The organism is Mycobacterium sp. 1081908.1 (assembly GCF_001673535.1).
In the GTDB taxonomy this organism is placed as follows: Bacteria; Actinomycetota; Actinomycetes; order Mycobacteriales; family Mycobacteriaceae; genus Mycobacterium.
In genome coordinates this window covers 1-17,748 of record NZ_LZLY01000081.1, presented here as the reverse complement: position 1 = coordinate 17,748, position 17,748 = coordinate 1, and the positions used below count along the sequence as shown (strand labels likewise).

16 protein-coding genes and 1 tRNA gene are annotated in these 17,748 nt (G+C 68.1%); 8 read left to right on the top strand and 9 right to left on the bottom strand.

Annotation, left to right across the window (positions count from 1 at the left end; translation table 11 throughout):
- The 3 genes from A5655_RS11710 to A5655_RS11700 all read left to right on the top strand — a co-directional run.
- The coding region (locus tag A5655_RS11710; RefSeq protein ID WP_067009945.1) for a polyprenyl synthetase family protein at positions 1 to 851 on the top strand (851 nt) is incomplete at its 5' end.
- Between the two features lie 72 nt (positions 852 to 923).
- Positions 924 to 1,778: a zinc metalloprotease HtpX gene (htpX, locus tag A5655_RS11705; RefSeq protein WP_067009942.1), complete on the top strand. Its 855-nt coding sequence runs from the start codon at positions 924 to 926 to the stop codon at positions 1,776 to 1,778.
- A 90-nt stretch (positions 1,779 to 1,868) separates the two neighbouring features.
- Positions 1,869 to 2,225 (top strand): type II toxin-antitoxin system HicB family antitoxin, encoded by a 357-nt coding sequence (locus tag A5655_RS11700; RefSeq protein ID WP_067009939.1) that lies wholly within the window; start codon positions 1,869 to 1,871, stop codon positions 2,223 to 2,225.
- On the opposite strand, the gene A5655_RS11695 is transcribed toward A5655_RS11700, so the two are convergent.
- The 4 genes from A5655_RS11695 to A5655_RS11680 all read right to left on the bottom strand — a co-directional run bounded on the left by A5655_RS11695 (position 2,222) and on the right by A5655_RS11680 (position 7,061).
- Positions 2,222 to 3,733, bottom strand: coding sequence for a SulP family inorganic anion transporter (locus A5655_RS11695; protein WP_067009938.1), 1,512 nt, complete (start codon positions 3,731 to 3,733; stop codon positions 2,222 to 2,224). The two genes, A5655_RS11700 and A5655_RS11695, sit on opposite strands and share 4 nt — an antisense overlap.
- Positions 3,734 to 3,962: 229 nt before the next feature.
- Positions 3,963 to 4,988, bottom strand: a complete 1,026-nt coding sequence (locus tag A5655_RS11690; protein WP_156764824.1) for an NAD(P)H-dependent glycerol-3-phosphate dehydrogenase — start codon at positions 4,986 to 4,988, stop codon at positions 3,963 to 3,965.
- 75 nt (positions 4,989 to 5,063) lie between these two features.
- A complete protein-coding gene (locus A5655_RS11685) occupies positions 5,064 to 6,551 on the bottom strand; it encodes an NAD(P)/FAD-dependent oxidoreductase (protein WP_067009933.1) in 1,488 nt (495 codons plus the stop codon).
- An 18-nt stretch (positions 6,552 to 6,569) separates the two neighbouring features.
- A complete protein-coding gene (locus A5655_RS11680; RefSeq protein WP_067009930.1) occupies positions 6,570 to 7,061 on the bottom strand; it encodes a YajQ family cyclic di-GMP-binding protein in 492 nt (163 codons plus the stop codon).
- A 67-nt stretch (positions 7,062 to 7,128) separates the two neighbouring features.
- Here A5655_RS11680 and A5655_RS11675 point away from each other — a divergent pair.
- Positions 7,129 to 7,214, top strand: a tRNA-Tyr gene (locus A5655_RS11675).
- Between the two features lie 179 nt (positions 7,215 to 7,393).
- Entirely contained in the window at positions 7,394 to 8,686 is a 1,293-nt protein-coding gene (locus A5655_RS11670; RefSeq protein WP_067009927.1) for an NRAMP family divalent metal transporter, read from the top strand.
- Here A5655_RS11670 and A5655_RS11665 read toward each other — a convergent pair.
- Positions 8,683 to 9,678 carry a cation diffusion facilitator family transporter gene (locus A5655_RS11665; RefSeq protein WP_067009924.1) on the bottom strand — a complete coding sequence of 332 codons (996 nt, stop codon included), beginning with the start codon at positions 9,676 to 9,678 and terminating at the stop codon, positions 8,683 to 8,685. The two genes, A5655_RS11670 and A5655_RS11665, sit on opposite strands and share 4 nt — an antisense overlap.
- A 350-nt stretch (positions 9,679 to 10,028) precedes the next feature.
- On the opposite strand from A5655_RS11665, the gene A5655_RS11660 reads away from it, so the two are divergent.
- On the top strand, positions 10,029 to 11,060 hold the full coding sequence (locus A5655_RS11660; RefSeq protein WP_067009921.1) for a fused (3R)-hydroxyacyl-ACP dehydratase subunits HadA/HadB: 1,032 nt from the start codon (positions 10,029 to 10,031) through the stop codon (positions 11,058 to 11,060).
- Between the two features lie 7 nt (positions 11,061 to 11,067).
- Here A5655_RS11660 and A5655_RS11655 read toward each other — a convergent pair whose 3' ends face one another.
- The gene (locus A5655_RS11655) at positions 11,068 to 12,411 is read right to left on the bottom strand and encodes a hypothetical protein (protein WP_067009959.1); all 1,344 of its coding nucleotides are present in this window, start codon (positions 12,409 to 12,411) and stop codon (positions 11,068 to 11,070) included.
- Positions 12,412 to 12,517: 106 nt separating this feature from the next.
- On the opposite strand from A5655_RS11655, the gene A5655_RS11650 reads away from it, so the two are divergent.
- Positions 12,518 to 13,957, top strand: coding sequence for an amidase (locus tag A5655_RS11650; RefSeq protein WP_067009918.1), 1,440 nt, complete (start codon positions 12,518 to 12,520; stop codon positions 13,955 to 13,957).
- Here the strand turns inward: A5655_RS11650 and A5655_RS11645 are convergent, their stop codons facing one another.
- The 3 genes from A5655_RS11645 to A5655_RS11635 all read right to left on the bottom strand — a co-directional run bounded on the left by A5655_RS11645 (position 13,958) and on the right by A5655_RS11635 (position 17,416).
- Positions 13,958 to 15,187 carry a cytochrome P450 gene (locus A5655_RS11645; protein ID WP_067009915.1) on the bottom strand — a complete coding sequence of 410 codons (1,230 nt, stop codon included), beginning with the start codon at positions 15,185 to 15,187 and terminating at the stop codon, positions 13,958 to 13,960.
- Positions 15,188 to 15,308: 121 nt separating this feature from the next.
- On the bottom strand, positions 15,309 to 16,517 hold the full coding sequence (locus tag A5655_RS11640) for an MFS transporter (RefSeq protein WP_067009912.1): 1,209 nt from the start codon (positions 16,515 to 16,517) through the stop codon (positions 15,309 to 15,311).
- A gap of 23 nt (positions 16,518 to 16,540) precedes the next feature.
- Positions 16,541 to 17,416, bottom strand: a complete 876-nt coding sequence (locus A5655_RS11635) for an NYN domain-containing protein (protein ID WP_067009957.1) — start codon at positions 17,414 to 17,416, stop codon at positions 16,541 to 16,543.
- A gap of 107 nt (positions 17,417 to 17,523) precedes the next feature.
- Here A5655_RS11635 and A5655_RS11630 point away from each other — a divergent pair.
- The coding region (locus A5655_RS11630) for a hypothetical protein (RefSeq protein WP_156764823.1) at positions 17,524 to 17,748 on the top strand (225 nt) is incomplete at its 3' end.

Below are 17,748 nucleotides of genomic sequence, written 5' to 3'. Positions count from 1 at the left end.
AGGCCGGCGGCAAGCGGTTCCGGCCGTTGTTCACCGTGTTGTCGGCGCAGCTCGGCCCCAACCCGGACGCCGCGGAGGTGACGATCGCCGGCGCGGTCATCGAACTAGTGCACCTGGCCACGCTCTACCACGACGACGTGATGGACGAGGCGGAGGTGCGCCGCGGCACGCCCACCGCCAACGTGCGCTGGGGCAACAACGTCGCCATCCTGGCCGGTGACTACCTGTTCGCGACGGCGTCGCGGTTGGTGTCCCGGCTGGGCCCGCAGGCGGTGCGGCTCATCGCCGAGACGTTCGCCCAGCTGGTCACCGGCCAGATGCGCGAGGGCCGCGGCGCGGCCGAGGGCGTGGACCCGGTGGAGCACTACCTGAAGGTGGTGTACGAGAAGACGGCGTGCCTGATCTCCGCGGCGGGCCGGTTCGGCGCGATGTTCTCCGGCGCCGACGCCGACCAGGTCGAGCGGTTGAGCCGCCTGGGCGGCATCGTGGGCACCGCGTTCCAGATCTCCGACGACATCATCGACATCGACAGCGACTCCCACGAGTCCGGCAAGCTGCCCGGGACGGATGTCCGCGAGGGGGTGCACACCCTGCCGATGGTCTATGCGCTGCGGGAGCCGGGACCCGAGGCGGCCCGGCTGCGCGAGCTGCTGTCCGGGCCCGTCGAGGACGACGACGCAGTGGCCGAGGCGCTGACGCTGTTGCGGGCGTCACCCGGGATGGCCAAGGCCAAGCAATTCCTGGTGCAGTACGCGGCGGACGCGCGCGCTGAGCTGGAGCTTTTGCCCGATCTCCCCGGCCGGCGCGCGCTGGAGACGCTGGTCGATTACACGGTGAGCCGGCACGGTTAGCGCGTCGGAGGAACCTTCGCCGCCGGTTCGGGCGTTCAATTAGCGATAGTTGACGCTCCAAGGAGGGCACCGATGACCTGGCATCCGCATGCCAACTGGTTGAAGACCTTCGCCCTGTTGGTCGGTATGTCCGCGTTGATCGTGTTTGTCGGCTCGCTGTTCGGCAGGACGGCGATGTTGATCGCGGTGCTGTTCGCCATCGGCATGAACATCTACACGTACTACAACAGCGACAAGCTGGCGTTGCGGGCCATGCACGCGCAGCCGGTTTCCGAGCTGCAGGCGCCGGTCATGTATCGGATCGTGCGCGAGTTGGCCACCTCCGCGCACCAGCCGATGCCGAGGCTCTACATCAGCGACACCAACGCGCCCAACGCGTTCGCGACGGGCCGCAACCCGCGCAACGCGGCGGTGTGCTGCACCACCGGAATCCTGGGGATCCTCAACGAGCGCGAGTTGCGCGCGGTGTTGGGGCATGAGCTTTCGCACGTCTACAACCGCGACATCCTGATCTCCTGCGTCGCCGGGGCGATGGCGTCGGTGATCACCGCGCTGTCCTACATGGCGATGTTCTTCGGCGGTGGAAACCGGGAGGGCGGCAATCCCTTTGCGCTGCTGCTGGTTTCGTTGTTGGGACCGATCGCCGCGACCGTGGTCCGGCTGGCCGTGTCCCGGTCGCGCGAGTACCAGGCCGACGAGTCGGGCGCCGTGCTGACCGGTGACCCGCTGGCGCTGGCGTCGGCGCTGCGCAAGATCTCCGGCGGCGTTCAGATGGCGCCGCTGCCGCCGGAGCCGCAGCTGGCCAGCCAAGCCCACCTGATGATCGCCAACCCGTTCCGCGCGGGCGAGCGGATCGGGTCGATGTTTTCGACACATCCGCCGATCGAGGACCGCATCCGCCGCCTGGAAGCGATGGCGCGGGGGTAGGTTGCGCCCACCACATGACCTGGAGAGGAGAGCTCTCCTTGGGGATGAGTGACTCCCGAATCTGATAGCGCATGTGCTATCACAACCGCCGTGAACCACTACACCTACCGCGTGCAATGGTCGCGCGAGTACGGCGAGTACATCGGCGTGTGCGTGGAATTGCCTTACCTGAGGCGCGAAGCGCCGACGGCCGAGCAGGCCGTCGCCGCCATCGAGCAGGCCACGCGTGAGCACGTCGACGCCATGCGGACATGCGGAGAAGCGGCCCCCACGCCCCTTTCCGAACGCAACTACAGCGGCACCTTCATCGTCCGGACATCGCCGAAGCTGCACGCCCGCCTCGCGCTGGAAGCCATCGAGGAAAGGGTCTCGATGAACCAGTGGATAGTTCAGAAGCTCAGCGGCCGCACTCCAAGCGATACTTTCGGGCTCTCCGGCTTCGACTAGGCAGCGGCCTCGGGCCTTTCGTGATCGACCAGTTCGTGCGCGCGCCGACGGACGAGGTGACCCGATTCGGAAATCCCGTCGATGTGCACGGTGCCGCCCGTGGCCTCGTACTGGCGCTGCCAGTCGGTGATCGCCTGGTGCGCGGCGTGGTCGAGGTATTGGGCCGAAATATCCACCGTGACAACGCTTTCAGCGGGGATGGAGGCCAGCACGCGGGTCAGCCGGGGCAGCGCGAGGAAGGTGCAGGCCGGGCCCTCGATCACCACCCGCCAGTCGTCACCGACGGGCTGGGCCTCGACCCTGACCCGGATCACCCGCCACGCGGTCAGCGCGATGGCCAGGGCGAGCCCGATCATCACCCCGTGCAGCAGGTTGAGGAAGACGACGCAGACCGCGGTCACGATGTAGACGGCGAGATCCCCGTGCTTCATTGCCGTTTCGATGTGCGCCGGCTTCAGCAACTGAATACCGATCACGATCAGCAGGCCGGCCAGCGCCGCCGTCGGGATCTGCTCGACCAGCTCCGCGAACGGAACCGTGAACAGCAGAATCCACATACCGTGCATGATCGAGGAGGCGCGGGACTTCGCGCCCGCGTTGACATTGGTTGAGCTGCGGACGATCACGCCGGTGATCGGCAGCCCGCCGATGGTCCCCGACACGAAGTTCGCGGTGCCCTGGCCGATCAACTCGCGGTTGAAGTCGGTGCGCGGACCGTTGTGCATCCTGTCGACCGAAACCGCCGACAGGAGGCTTTCCACGCTGGCAATCAGCGTGACGGTGATGACGCCGATGGCCACGGCGCTCCAGTTGCCGTGCGGAATCTCGGGCAGCTGCAGCGCGTTCAGCGGCGACGAGTCGATCTCGATGCGCCGCACGTGGAACGGGAAGGCCAGCGAGATGACCGTCACCGCAACGATGGCGACCAGCGGCCCGGGAACGAAGCGCAGGCGTGCCGGAACCCAGCGCCAGGCGATCAGGATGACGATCACCAGCGCGCCCAGCAGCGCCCCCGGCCGATGCGCGCCGATGATTTGGCCCGGCAGTCCAATCAGGTTGTGCCAAGCCGTGCTTTTGGATTTTCCGCCCAGCAAGACGTGCGCTTGTTGCAGTGCGATCGTGATCCCGATTCCGGCCAGCATGGCGTGTACGACGACCGGTGAGATCGCCAGCGCCGCGCGGGCAACACGACTGAGCCCCAACAGGATCTGCAGCACGCCGGCGGCGGCGGTGATCAAACACGTTACCCCCCACCCGAAATCGGAGATAAGATCGGCGACCACGACGGTCAGTCCCGCGGCGGGACCGCTGACCTGCAGCGGCGATCCGCCGAGGGACCCGGCGATGATTCCCCCCACGATCGCGGCGATCAGCCCGGCCAGCACCGGGGCGTTGGACGCGATGGCGATCCCCAGCGACAACGGAAGGGCGACCAGGAACACCACCAGTGACGAGGGCAGGTCGTGCCTGACGATGGATCGTATGCGTTCGATTTGAATGTCTTGCATCGGTCGCTTCCCTCGTTAGGTGTTAGCGGGGAATGTTCCGAGCCCCGTATTGCTCTTGGCTACGTCGGCGTAGCGTGTTGGCGCACAGGCGATTACAACTGCGCCATTCGGCGGTCAGGGCCTGGCTGCCTCGTTTGACGGTATGGGCGCGACAAAGCGCGGGTCAAGCCGCCCGCGCGGGCGCATATCGAATGCAAATAATTTCGTTACGAGTTGTTTGGTTGACGAATCAGAAGCCGGACCCGTGCACTTCGTGCCCGGGAACCTCGACCATCAGGCCGCGGTAGGCCTGCTCGACGCTCGAACCGTGGTTGATCACCGCATCGACCTCGCGAGCGATGGGCATATTCAGGCCAAACTCATTGGCGAACTCGGTGATCACGCTGGCGGCCTTGACACCCTCGGCGACCTGGTTCATCGACGCGATGATCTCGTCGATCGGCTTGCCGGCCCCCAGTTGTTCACCGACGTGGCGGTTGCGGCTGCGCTGGCTGGTGCAGGTCACGATCAGGTCACCGAGCCCCGCCAGGCCCGGGAAGGTGTCGGGGTGGCCACCCATCGCCACCCCGAGCTTCGTCATCTCGCGCAGCGCCCGCGCGATCACCAGCGCGCGGGTGTTTTCCCCGATCCCCAGCGAATAGCCCATCCCCACGGCGATCGCGTAGACGTTCTTCAGCGCGCCGGCCAACTCGACGCCGACGACGTCGTCGGTGGTGTACACGCGGAACCGCCGGGTGCGGAACAGCCCCGACAGCCGGGTCGCCAGGTGTTGGTCGGGCATGGCCAGCACCGCCGCGGCGGCATAGCCCTCGCCCACCTCGCGCGCGATGTTCGGGCCGGCCAGGATGCCCGCCGGGTGACCGGGCAGCAACTCCTCGATGATCTGCGACATCCGCATGTTGGTGCCCTGCTCGAGCCCCTTTACCAGCGACACGACCGGCACCCAGGGCCGCAGCTCCTTGGCCAGTTCGGTGAGGACCCCGCGGAAGCCATGCGAGGGCACGCCCATGACCACGACGTCGGCGCAGTTCGCGGCCTCCGCAAAGTCGCTGGTGGCGCGCAGCGTCGAGCTCAGTTCGACGCCCTCGCCGAGATAGCGCGTGTTGCGATTGTTGTCGTTGATGTCCTTCGCGGTTTCCTCGGAACGCACCCACTGCAGCGTCGGCCCCCGGCGCGCGCAGATCGACGCGACGGTGGTCCCCCACGATCCGCCACCGAGAACGACAACGTTCGGTTCACGCATAGCCATGGCGATCACAGTATTGCCGCCACCGGAGATTTAGAAGCAGTTCACCAACTGTGCGAGTTCAGGCGTATTCGCAGACGCCGCTCACCCGGCGATCCGCGCCCGGTCGGCCACGCGGCCGAACACCATCGCCTCCTCGATGCGGTCGAACCGGTAGTCGATGGCATCGGCGAAGTAGTTCTGCCGCACATTCCACGGCCGCCGGGTGCCCGACTTGGGCAGCGCGTGGCCCGAGCGCTTCACGTAGTTGGCCTGGATGTCCCAGGACGGCTTGACCTCCATCGGCTCGTCGCCCCGGTGCGGGTAGGCGTGCGTGTAGCCGTGGGAGGCCATGTGCGCGACCAGTTTTGCCGTTGCGCGGGCGGTGATGTCGGCGCGCAGCGTCCACGACGCGTTCGTGTAACCCACACACCAGAACAGGTTGGGCACGTCTTCGAGCATGTGCGCCTTGTAGACGAACCGGTCGCGGTGATCGACCCGTTCGCCGTCGAGGCTGATGGCGGCCCCGCCCAGCGCCTGCAGCTGCAGGCCGGTCGCGGTCACGACGATATCGGCGTCGAGGTGCGCGCCGGACTCGAGCGCGATGCCGGTGGCGTCGAATTGGTCGATCTGGTCGGTGACCACCTCGGCGCCGCCGTCGCGGACGGCGGTGTAGAGGTCGGCGTCGGGTATCAGGCACATCCGCTGGTCCCACGGGTTGTACCGCGGCTTGAAGTGGATGTCGACGTCGTAGCCGTCGGGCAGCTTTCTGATGGCCCGGTAGCGCACCAACCACCGCACCAACCGCGGCAATTTGCGTGAAACGAGAAAGAACAGCGCCTCCGTAAGCGCGACGTGAAGCCGCATGAGCAGGTGGGAAGCCTTGCGTGGCAATAGCTTACGAGCGACGGCGGCCACCTTACTGTATCTGGACGCCGCCATCATGTAGGTGGGCGAACGCTGCAGCATCGTCACCTTCGCGGCCCGATCGGTGAGCGCGGGGATCAGCGTGACGGCGGTGGCCCCGCTGCCGATGACGACTACCTTCTTGCCGGTGTAGTCGAGGTCTTCGGGCCAGTGCTGCGGGTGCACGACGGTGCCGCCGAACCGCTCGATGGTGGGGAACTCGGGCGTGTAGCCCTCGTCGTAGTTGTAGTAGCCGCTGGCGAAGAACACGAACCGGCCCCGCACGGTTCGGGTGGCGCCGTCCTGGTCGACGGTGACCGTCCACGTGTCGGAGGACGAGTCCCAATTGGCCGCGCGGACATGGCTGTTGAACCGGATGTGGCGGTCGATGCCGTACTTGCGCGCGGTGGCGCTCAGGTATTCGCGGATGTGGGCGCCGTCGGCCACGCCCTCCTTCCGGGTCCACGGCTCGAACGGGAAGGACAGCGTGAAGATGCTGCTGTCCGAGCGAACTCCGGGGTAGCGGAACAGGTCCCAGGTGCCGCCGATCTGAGCCCGCCGCTCCAGGATGGTGTAGGTCACGCCGGGGTTGCGCTCGGTGATCCGATAGGCCGCGTCGATGCCGGAGATGCCCGCGCCGACGATGATGACGTCGAAGTGGTCGTCCTGCTGCGGAGTCACCGTCATCGTGGATCTCGCTTCCCGCTATCGATAGTTGACGAACTGCAGCGCCACGTCCAGATCGGCCTGCTTGAGCAGCGCCTGCACGGCCTGCAGGTCGTCGCGCTTCTTGCTGCTGACGCGGACCTCGTCGCCCTGGATCTGGGTCTTGACGCTCTTGGGGCCCTCGTCGCGGATGAGCTTGGTGATCTTCTTGGCGTTCTCGCTGCTGATGCCCTGCTTGAGGGTGCCGTTGACCTTGTAGGTCTTGCCGGAGGCCTGCGGCTCGCCGGCGTCGAAGGCCTTCATCGAGATGTCGCGACGGATCAGCTTCTCCTTGAAGACATCGACGGCGGCCTTGACCCGCTCCTCGGTGGACGACGTCAGCTCGATGGCCTCGTCACCCTTCCACTCGATCTTGGTGTCGGTGCCGCGGAAGTCGAATCGGGTGGACAGCTCCTTGGCGGCCTGGTTGAGCGCGTTGTCGACCTCCTGCCGATCGACCTTGCTGACGATGTCGAACGATGAGTCGGCCATTCGATCGGTCCCTTCGTCTGGTTAGCCGTTTGTGCCTTGTCTACCCGTTCGTTGTAACCTGTCTGGCGGCAGGTTGCCCGAGCGGCCAATGGGAGCGGACTGTAAATCCGTCGGCTTACGCCTACACAGGTTCGAATCCTGTACCTGCCACCAGGTTTTACACCGGATCCTCACCTATCCGAGAACCCAACCGCATTTCCGGGCGGGGCCCTTCCCTGCGCGGGTCCCGCATACGAAACGGGCGGGGGCTACCAAATTGGTTAGGGTAGCCTTACTCTGTTGCACGGGCCGGGTGGCCGGACGTTGCTGGCGCGCGAAGGAGTTGGTCAGGGGTGACCGAAACAACGACACCGGTGGCCGACGCGTCAGACCAGCCGCCCGAATCGGTCTCGCGCCGCGGTCGGTGGCTGAGCTGGGGCCTGTTGACGGTGTGGGGCCCGGGCCTGGTCGTGATGCTGGCCGACACCGACGCGGGATCGCTGATCACCGCGTCGCAGTCCGGCGCGCAATGGGGTTATCGGATGGTCCTGCCGCAGCTGATCTTGATGCCGATCCTCTACGTCGTGCAGGAGATGACCGTCCGGCTGGGCATCGTCACCAAGAAGGGGCACGGCGCGCTGATCCGGGAACGGTTCGGCCGTTTCTGGGCGTGGATTTCGGCGTTCACCCTGTTCGCGTCGGCGATCGGGGCGCTGCTCACCGAGTTCGCCGGCGTCGCCGGGGTCGGGGAGCTGTTCGGCGTCTCGCGCTGGGTGAGCATCCCGGTCGCCACCGCCGCCCTGCTGGCTTTGGCGCTGAGCGGCAGCTACCGGCGCGTGGAGCGCATCGGGCTGGCCATCGGCGCGGCCGAGCTGGCGTTCCTGGTCGCCATGTTGATGTCGCGGCCCGAGCCGAAAGCCCTTGTGGAGGGCCTGAAGTCGATGCCACTGGGCAACTCGTCGTATCTGTTGCTGGTCGCGGCCAACGTCGGCGCCGTCATCATGCCCTGGATGGTCTTCTACCAGCAGGGCGCGGTGGTCGATAAGCACCTGTCGGTCGCCACGATCCGCCAGGCCCGCCACGACACCGCCGCGGGCGCCGTGCTGACCCAGCTGATCATGATCTCGGTGGTGGTCACCGTGGCCTCGACGATCGGGGCCCACAACGGCGACACCGCCCTGAACACCGTCGGCGACATCGCCAACGCGCTCACGCCGTACCTTGGCCGCGTCGGCGGCACGGTCCTGTTCGGGCTGGGCATGCTCGGCGCGGCGCTGGTCGCGGCGATCGTGGCCTCCCTCGCCGGCGCGTGGGGACTGTCCGAGGTCTTCGGCTGGAAGCACACCCTCAACCAGCGGCCCAACCGGGCGACCGCCAAGTTCTACATCACGTACGGGCTCGCGCATGTGATCGGCGCCGCGCTCGTGTTGGCCAGCGTCGACCTGGTCAACCTCGCCGTCGACGTCGAGGTGATGAACGCCCTGCTGCTGCCCATCGTGCTGGGCCTGTTGCTGGCGCTGGAATCCCGTGCGCTGCCCGCGGAGTGGCGGATGCGCGGCCCGCGCAAATACATCGCGTGGGCCCTGTGCCTCGTCGTGATGGGCTTCGGGCTGTACATGGTTCCGCAGGCCCTCGGCCTGACTTAAGCGCCCGAGTGCGCCGGATAGGCGTGCACCAGTGCGCTGTCGAGCCGCGGCACCGCATGGGTGAGTTGGTGTTCGGCGTCGTGCGCGATGCGGTGGGCGTTCTCGAGGCTGGTGTCGGGATCGATGTCCAGCTCGGCGTCGGCGTGCAGGCGGTGCCCGATCCAGCGCATCCGGACGCTGCGCACGCTGCGGACGCCCGGCCGGGCGGCCAGTGTCGCCTCGGCGGTGTCGATGAGCTCGGGGTCGACGGCGTCCATCAGCCGGCGGAAGATGTCGCGCACGGCGCCGCGCAGCACGGCCAGGATCGCCACCGTGATGACCAGGCCGACGATCGGGTCGGCCAGCGGATAGCCGAGGGCGACGCCGCCGGCCCCGAAAAGCACTGCGAGCGAGGTGAATCCGTCGGTGCGAGCGTGTAGACCGTCGGCGACCAGGGCGGCCGACCCGATCCGGCGGCCGATCCGGATCCGGTACATGGCGACGACTTCGTTGCCGAGGAAGCCGATCACGCCGGCGGCGGCGACCCAGCCGACGTGCTCGATGGCGACGGGGTGGATCAGACGCAGGACGGCTTCGTAGCCGGCGACGATCGCCGACGCCGTGATCATGCCGATGACGAACAAGCCGGCGATGTCCTCGGCCCGGCCGTAGCCATAGGTATAGCGCCGCGTCGCCGGTCGGGTGCCCAACGCGAACGCGACCCACAGCGGGACCGCGGTCAGGGCGTCGGAGAAGTTGTGGATGGTGTCGGCGGCCAGGGCGATCGATCCGGACGCGACGGCGATGACGACCTGCACGATCGCGGTCGCTCCCAGTCCGACCAGGCTGACTTTGACCGCGCGGATGCCGACGACGCTGGATTCCAGGGCGGTGTCGACGCTGTCGGCGGCGTCGTGGCTGTGGGGGACCAAGAGCTGCGCCACGATGCCACGAATTCCGTGGGCATGGTGGTGGTCATGCCCGTTGTCGTGATCATGACTATCTGCATGCATGCGCAGATAATAGGTAACTTGCGCCTGGCGTGAGAAGAAGGCCCGCTGAAATAGCTAAGGCCCCGACCGGGGTCGAGGCCTTAGCTATTAGTGATCAGTCGTTGCAGGTGCAGTCGGGATGGCCGCACTGGCAGCCAGCCGTTTGGGTGCACGCGGAGGCGCCGCACGCACAACCGGTGGATTTGCAAGCACACTTTCCAGTTTCATTCATGCGCCTAACGGTACCCCCGTAGGGTATATGCAGTCAAGCGCCACGGAGAAGATGACCTGCGGGTGTCGCCCGGGTGTCGGCGCGCTAGGGTGTTTCGGCCGGCCTCAGCAAACAGGTCGGTCGGAAAGTTGAGCAATCCATGACCGCAGCAGCGGAAGCGCCGGCGCTTCAATCGCGGGTCGGCCACTACTACCAGATGGACCACACTTACGTGGTCGGCCGCGAGAAGGTCCGCGAGTACGCCCGCGCGGTGCAGGACTACCACCCCGCGCACTGGGACGTCGACGCGGCCGCCGAGCTGGGCTACTCCGGCCTGGTGGCGCCGGTGACATTCACGTCGGTGCCCGGCATGGCCTGCAATCGCCGGATGTTCGAGTCGGTGGTCGTCGGCTACGACACCTACCTGCAGACCGAAGAGGTCTTCGAGCAGCACCGCCCGATCGTGGCGGGCGACGAACTGCACGTCGACGTCGAGCTGACGTCGGTGCGCAGGACCGCCGGCAGGGATTTCATCACCGTCACCAACACCTACACCGACAGCGACGGCGAGCGGGTGCACACCCTGCACACCACCGTCGTCGGCATCACCGCCGAAGACGTCGATCCGGCGATCAAGCTGGCCGTGCCGAAAATCATGATGCACGACGTGGACATCGTCGCGATCGGCGAAGCCGCCGCCGGGTATGAGAAGACGGTGCGCCCCGAAGGTGAGGTGCGGATCGCCCAAGGCGGCGCGACCCGCACGCCGGGGACCCCCTCCTTCGATGACGTGCAGGTCGGCGACGAGCTGCCCACTCATCACGCCCGGCTGTCCCGCGGTGACCTGGTGAACTACGCCGGCGTGGCCGGCGACGCCAACCCGATCCACTGGGACGAGGGCATCGCCAAGCTGGCCGGCCTGCCCGACGTGATCGCCCACGGAATGCTCACCATGGGCCTGGGCGCCGGATTCGCCTCGGCGTGGTCGGGGGATCCCGGCGCGGTCACCCGGTACGCGGTGCGGTTGTCGCAGCCCGCGATCGTGTCGGCCGCCGAGGGCGCCGACATCGAGTTCACCGGACGGGTCAAGTCGCTGGATCCGGAGACCCGCAGCGGTGTCGTCATCGTCGCGGCGAAGGCCGGCGGGCAAAAGATCTTCGGCATGGCGACGCTGAACGTCCGGTTTCGCTGACCGAACCTCAGAACCACGGCCCGGGGAAGTGGCCGTCCTGGTCCTGGACCATCACGATGTCCTTGCAGTCGCCGTTCAGCGCGGCGGCGTTCTCGCCGCGGCAGACCAGCGTCCAACCCGATATCCGCGCGAACGGCCGGACGGACCAGGTCGTCGCGACGGGATCGGGAGCGGGCAGGGCGAGGACGGCGTATGTGTTGCCGACGTTGGTGATGTAGAGGTGGTCTTCGAAGTACGCCAGTTTCGCGATATTCATCTTCTTCGCGTCGTCGCGCGTCTTCAACAAATCCCAGTGCTGGGTGTGCAGGTTCCACACGCCGAACCCGAACTGCGAATTGTCCGAGTTGCGGCCGTCGACGAATAGCTTCCCGTCCGACAGCGTGGCGGACAATCCGCCGCCGGAAACCCGGTCCGAATCGCCCACCTTGATAAGGGATTTCGCGTTCAGGTCATAGAACATCGTCGACACCACCGGCGGGTTGTAGGAATCCCAGTGGGTGATCTTCACGAGTTTGTCCGGGCCATCGGACAATTCGCCGTCGACGGTCCAGATGTCGTTGTCCTGATAGATCGCTTCCCCGCTCGGGCGGCGCAGCTCCGCTCCCGACGTCTTGGCCGGGTCCGTGTTGCGTTGGAACGACAGGACGTCCTGCCAGACCCGACCGGGCTGGGGGTCGTTCCACATGATCGACAGATCGGTCCCGGACAGGATGACGGTCCGCGGCGGCGACTCGGCGCTGTGCCCGTCGGTGAAGGCGTTCACCCACGCCACACCGGTCGCGGTTGCCGCCAGGCCCCATTCGTTCGCCGCGGTCAATTTCAGGTCGGGCGTCGGCGGCGCCAGCTCCTTGGTCACCAATGGCTGGCTCGTCTTCAGGTCGAACGCGTACGCCGTGGCCTTCGTGACTTCGGGCTGCGACCCTTGCGCCGGCTTGGTCGTCGTCACCACGTAAACGACCCTCATGGTGTCGGCGGTCCCCGTCAGCGCGCACATGCCGCCGGATAGATTCTCGCCGGCCGGGACCGCGGGGACGCCCGGCACCACGTATTGGCCCGTCTTCGTGTCGAAGACCTTGGGGCGAATGTCCTCGAGCGCCGACTTGCGCTGGACGAATTTCTCGGGGCACCCGACGTAGGCGGTCCCGCCGTAGCTTTTCCAGTCCCTCTCCAGCGGTCCCGTCACCGGTGGCGGCGCGGGCGCCGCGCTGGCCGTGGTGGTCGAGGTCGAGGTGGTCGGGGTGGCCGCGGGCGGATCCGCCGTTGCCGAACAGGACGCGACGACCAGGCAGCTTGCCGCCGCGATCAGGGCGCGCCCGTGTGTGGGCACAGTTCGCCCCCGGATCCCGCGCATCGACAAAACCCCCGTTAAGTCCGTGTAACCAACGAGCGTAAAGCCGGCCCGCACCGACCGCGACTTGTGTGCGGCCGTCTTCGTCACACGTGGTAGACCGAAAGCCATGAGCAGCCTCGCCGACGAGACCCGCTGGATGGACGCCACGGACCAGGCGGCGCTGGTGGCAAAGGGCGAGGTCACGCCGGCCGAGCTGCTCGAGGCGGCGATCGAGCGCATCGAGCGGTCGAACCCCGCGCTGAACGCGGTCGTCATCGAGTGGTTCGACCACGCCCGGTCCGTCGCCGCCGGCCCCGACCTGCCCAACGGCCCGTTTCACGGCGTCCCGTTCCTGCTCAAGGACCTCTATACGAGTTTCGCCGGTCAGACGCTGTCCAACGGTAACGTCGCGCTGAAAGAGGCTGCGAAGATCGACACCGCCGACACGACGCTGGTCGCCCGGTTCAAGGCGGCCGGCCTGGTGATCGCCGGCCGGACGAACAGCCCCGAGATGGGCAGCCTGCCGACCACGCAGCCGCTGGCCTGGGGGGCGACCCGCAACCCGTGGGCGCTCGACCGCACCCCGGGCGGCTCCAGTGGCGGCGCCGCCGCGGCGGTGGCCGCCGGGATGGTGCCGTTCGCCAACGCCTCCGACGGCGGCGGCAGCATCAGGATCCCGGCGTCGTGTTGCGGGCTGGTGGGCCTCAAGCCCAGCCAGGGACGGATCACGGTGGGCCCCGCCCGGGCCGAGACCGGGCTGGGCGTCGAGTTGTGCGTCAGCCGCACGGTGCGCGACACGGCGCGGTTGCTCGACGCGGTGCGCGGTCCCGGTGTCGGCGACTCCGTCATCGCCCCGGCGCCACGGCGCCCGTACACCGAGGAGCTCGGCGCCGACCCGGGCCGGTTGCGCATCGGGCTACTCGACGTGCATCCGCGCGGCGACTTCCTGCACGACGACTGCGTCGCGGCGGTGCGCGCCGCGGCGTCGATGCTGGAGGGGCTCGGCCACACCGTCGAGCCGGCCTGGCCGGCGTGCCTGGCCGACACGTCCCTGGTCGAGAAGTTCATGGCGTTGTGGGCCACGCAGCTGGCGATGGCGGCGCGGGGGTTCGGCGAGACGCTCGGACGCGAGGTGACGGCCGACGACATCGAGCCGGTCAACTGGGTGCACGTCCAGCGCGCGCAGCGGTTGACCGCGGTCGACTACGCCGTGGCACTGGACGCGGTCTACGCGTTCCGGCGGGCGCTGCAGCAGTGGTGGGCCGACGGCTGGGACCTGCTGCTCACGCCGACGCTGGCCGAGCCGCCGCTGCCGCTGACCGAGTTCGAAAACAACCCCGAACATCCGACCGCGCCGATGCGCCGCGCCGGCCGGTTCGCGGCGTTCACGCCGCCGTTCAACATGAGCGGGCAGCCCGCGATCAGCCTGCCCCTGCACCGCAACGCGGAGGGCCTCCCCATCGGTGTGCAGCTCGCCGCCGGCTACGGGCGCGAGGACGTGCTGATAAGCGTTGCGGCACAACTGGAATCGGCCCACCCCTGGGCGTCCGCTCACCCGGCTGAATGACTACGTATCGAACTCGATGGGCAGGCTCAGCGGGCCGCTCAGGCTGACCATCGGCTTCCACGGCACCGGTCCGGCCGTGCGCGGGTTCAGCAGCCGGCCCGCGATGACGTTGAGCGCCTCGGCGATCTCGCGGCGGGCCAGGTTGGCGCCCAGGCAGTAGTGCGCACCGCCGCCGAACGTCAGGATCGGCGGCGCTCCCTCGCGCGTGATGTCGACGCGGTCCGGGTCGTCGTAGACCGCCGGATCACGGTTGGCCGCAGCGGTATTCACCAGGACCATCGTGCCGGCGGGGAAGAGGTAGCCGTCCAGCTCCGCGTCCTGGGCCACCAGCCGCAGGGTGCCGCCCGCGATCGGCGAGTGGCGCATGGTCTCCTCGACCGCGCGCATCGCCAGGTCGGGATTCCCCTTGAGCAGCGCCCACTGCTCCGGGTGTTCGCACAGCACGTGCACCGAGGCGGCCACCTGGTTGCGGGTGGTGTCGGTGCCCGCCAGCAGCAGGCCGCCGGCCAGCATGCGCAGTTCGGCGGCGTTGAGCCGGTCGCCGCCGTCCTCGGCGCGAATGAGGTCGGACAGCAGGTCGTCGGTGAGGCTGCTGCGGCGCCGGGCGACCATGTCGTCGACGTAGTCGTCGAGCTGCCGCCACGCGCGCATCACGACGGGTTCGACTTCGCGAAGATCGACCGTGAAGCTGAAGGCCTTGAACACGTCGTCGGCCCACGACGAAAACTGTTGCCAATCCTCGCGGGGCGCCCCGAGCAACGCGCAGATGATCGGGACGGGGTAGGGGCGTGCGAGGTCGGTGACCACGTCGCAGCGGCCCGCGTCGATGACGCGATCGACCAGCTCGTTCATCACCGCGACCATGGTGTCGTGCAGGCGCAGCGTCGCGCGCGGCGTGAACGCCTTCGACGTCAGGCTGCGCAGCCGATGGTGCGCCTCGCCCTCCAGGCACAGCAGGCTGTTGACCACCTTGTCCCACAACGGCCCGGAGGTGACGCCCTGGGCGAGCAGGTTTATGCCGGGCGGGATCACGAACCGCGGATCCCGAAGGACGGACCGGACCAGGTGATAGGACAGCACCTCGGGGCCGTGCGGTCCCAGCGCGACCGGGGCCTGCCGTTGCGCCGCCTGCAGGCGGGGATAGACGTCGGCGGGAGTCTCCTCGGCGCCATACTCCAGCGTCGGCAGGCCGGCTTCGAAAACGCTTGGGGGAGCGGCACCGACGGTCATTGACGGTCTCCTCGCGACGACTTTCACACAATGTATGGCCACGCCGAGGGGGTGTCAACGATATCGGTTGCCCACCACGAACTTTGCTAGCGACCCGGACGCGCGGCTCGGGTCGGCGGCCCTAGGTCGCCATACACGACCGCCCCTTGTGTGTTGTCGCCCCGATGACCGCGACCGCGAACACGCCGCCGGTGATTCCCGAAATCAGCAACGGCAGTTGCCCGTTCGAACCCCACAGGAAGCCCGCCCACAACCCCGCCACCAGCACGGCCAGGCCGGTGGCCCCCTGGAAGACGCCCTGGGCGCTCGCCTGGTGCTCCTTGCCGACGAGGCCCGAGATCCACGCCTTCCCGACGCCGTCGGTGCACCCGGTGAATACGCCGTAGGCGCCGATCAGCAGCCAGGCCGTCGCCAGGTCGGTGGTCAGCCCCAGCCCGGTATAGCCGATCGCGAAGAATGCCAGACCGAGCCCGAACAACGCGGGTTTGCCGATGCGGTCGGCGAGCGCTCCGGCCGGGTAGCTGGCCAGGGCGTACACCGCGTTGTATCCCACGTAAGCCAGAATCACCTCGGTCACCGAGAAGCCAATCTCGTTGAGCCGCAACAACAACAGCGCGTCGGGGAAATTCACCAAGCTGAAGCCGATGAGCAGCGCGGTGACCCGCCAGTACGGCCGCGGCAACGTGCGCACACCGGCCCACATCGACCGCCGTGGCGGCCGCGGGCCGGGACGGCGGCGCTCGCGCGCGAGGAAGACCAGGGCAACGCTGAGGACGGCGGGCACGATGGCGACGTACAGCAAGGGCGGGATCCGGTGGCCGAGCAGCTCGTAGCCCGCCAGCCCGAGCAGCGGACCGACGACGGCGCCCATGGTGTCCATCGCCCGGTGGAAGCCGAAAACCCGGCCGCGCTGGGCGTCGTCCACGTCGTCGACCAGCAGCGCGTCGCGCGGCGCGCCGCGAATCCCCTTGCCGAGCCGGTCGACGACGCGACCCGCGAGCACACCCGGCCACGCCCCGGCCACCGCGATGATGACCTTGCCCAGCGCCGCCATCCCGTAACCGGTGGCGATCAGCGGGCGCCGGGCGAACCGGTCGCCCAGCGGGCCCGCCGCGAGTTTCGTGAGCGAGGACGCCCCCTCGGCCAAGCCCTCGACGGCTCCCACCACGGACGGCGGCGCGCCGAGCACGGCCGTCAGATAGATCGGCAACAGCGGATACAGCAGTTCGCTGGCGGTGTCCTGCAGGAACGAGACCCCGGAGAGCACCCGAACGTTGCGGGTGAGCCAGGATGGCCACGAGCGGTTCGGTCGGGTCGCTTCCTGCCTCACGGACGTCAGCGTAGGGGAGCGGCTCAGTCCGTTCCGCGCAACCGCACCATCCGGGTTGTCGAGCTCTCGTCCAACTCGACGACGTCGGACCGCGAACGCAGGAAGTCGCTGAATGACCGGAATCCCAAAGACTTCTCGCTGAACGACGGGTCCATCCGCTTCATCTGCGCCTTGACGGCCGAGTTGTGCAGCCAGTCGACGTCGTCCTTCTCCAGCCCGATCTGCAGCGCGCGGGTCAGCAGCGCGGTGGCGGCGGCCTGCGGGTCGGGCGCCTCCTCCGAATCCTCGCGCTTGTCCGCCTTGGTGCGACCGTTCGCCTTCTTCGGTTTGGCCGGCTCGGGCTCGAACACCGGAACCCCCGGCAGCGCGTCGTAGATGACGAACTCGTCGCAGGCGGCCGCCAGCGCCCGGCTCGACGCGCCCGCCACCCCGATGCCCACCGCGTACCGGCCGAGCCTCTTGCAGCGCTGCGCCAGCGGGATGTAGTCGGAGTCGCCCGCCACGACCACCACGTGGGTCAGATCCGGCAGCCGGAACATGTCCTCGACCGCGTCCACGGCCAGCCGGATGTCGGCGCCGTTCTTGCCGTAGGCGGCCGCCGGGAACAGCTGGACCAGATCGACCGCGCGGGCCACCAGCTGCCCGCGGTACCCGGCGTTGACGTCCGCCGACCAGTCCGCGTAGGCGCGGGTCAGCACCAGCGTCCCGAACGACGACGCGAAGTCGATGATCGCCCCGACGTCGACGGTGGCCCTGGCCAGCCGATCTTGATGCTGCTCGAGCCCGGCGGCCTTGTCCCGCTGGAACGAATTGCGCCCGTTCACCTGGTCGTACCGCGAGATCACGATGTTGTCGAAGTCGAGGTAGACCGCCACGCGGGCCATCGCTGGTTCGGTCATGGCATCCATCTTGTCCGACGCGGGTTGTCGCTCCGCCATCGGCCGACGCAAGAATTTCACAAGGAATCGGCGAAAATTCGGCAAGCGCTGCGCCGCAACCTAAGTGCATGCACGCCACAGGCACCCTGAAATGGGTTGTCGCGAGCGCCGTGCTCGCGGGCGGGTTCGCGGCCGTTGGTGCGGGGCCGGCCGCTGCCACCGCCCGTGCCGACGACCACTGCTCGTCGAGGACGGGCTGCTATCACGGTCCCGGCATGCGCGTGGTGCCCGCACAGAAGGCGCGCTGGGCCGCCAGCGCCCGGCTCGACGCGACCGACGAATCCCGGCCCCCG

Coding starts and splice junctions, on each gene's coding strand:
- htpX (WP_067009942.1), top strand. CDS start 924: ATGACCTGGCATCCGCATGCCAACTGGTTGAAGACCTTCGCCCTGTTG.
- A5655_RS11695 (WP_067009938.1), bottom strand. CDS start 3,733: ATGCAAGACATTCAAATCGAACGCATACGATCCATCGTCAGGCACGAC.
- A5655_RS11685 (WP_067009933.1), bottom strand. CDS start 6,551: ATGACGGTGACTCCGCAGCAGGACGACCACTTCGACGTCATCATCGTC.
- A5655_RS11680 (WP_067009930.1), bottom strand. CDS start 7,061: ATGGCCGACTCATCGTTCGACATCGTCAGCAAGGTCGATCGGCAGGAG.
- A5655_RS11665 (WP_067009924.1), bottom strand. CDS start 9,678: ATGCATGCAGATAGTCATGATCACGACAACGGGCATGACCACCACCAT.
- A5655_RS11660 (WP_067009921.1), top strand. CDS start 10,029: ATGACCGCAGCAGCGGAAGCGCCGGCGCTTCAATCGCGGGTCGGCCAC.
- A5655_RS11655 (WP_067009959.1), bottom strand. CDS start 12,411: ATGCGCGGGATCCGGGGGCGAACTGTGCCCACACACGGGCGCGCCCTG.
- A5655_RS11650 (WP_067009918.1), top strand. CDS start 12,518: ATGAGCAGCCTCGCCGACGAGACCCGCTGGATGGACGCCACGGACCAG.
- A5655_RS11645 (WP_067009915.1), bottom strand. CDS start 15,187: ATGACCGTCGGTGCCGCTCCCCCAAGCGTTTTCGAAGCCGGCCTGCCG.
- A5655_RS11635 (WP_067009957.1), bottom strand. CDS start 17,416: ATGACCGAACCAGCGATGGCCCGCGTGGCGGTCTACCTCGACTTCGAC.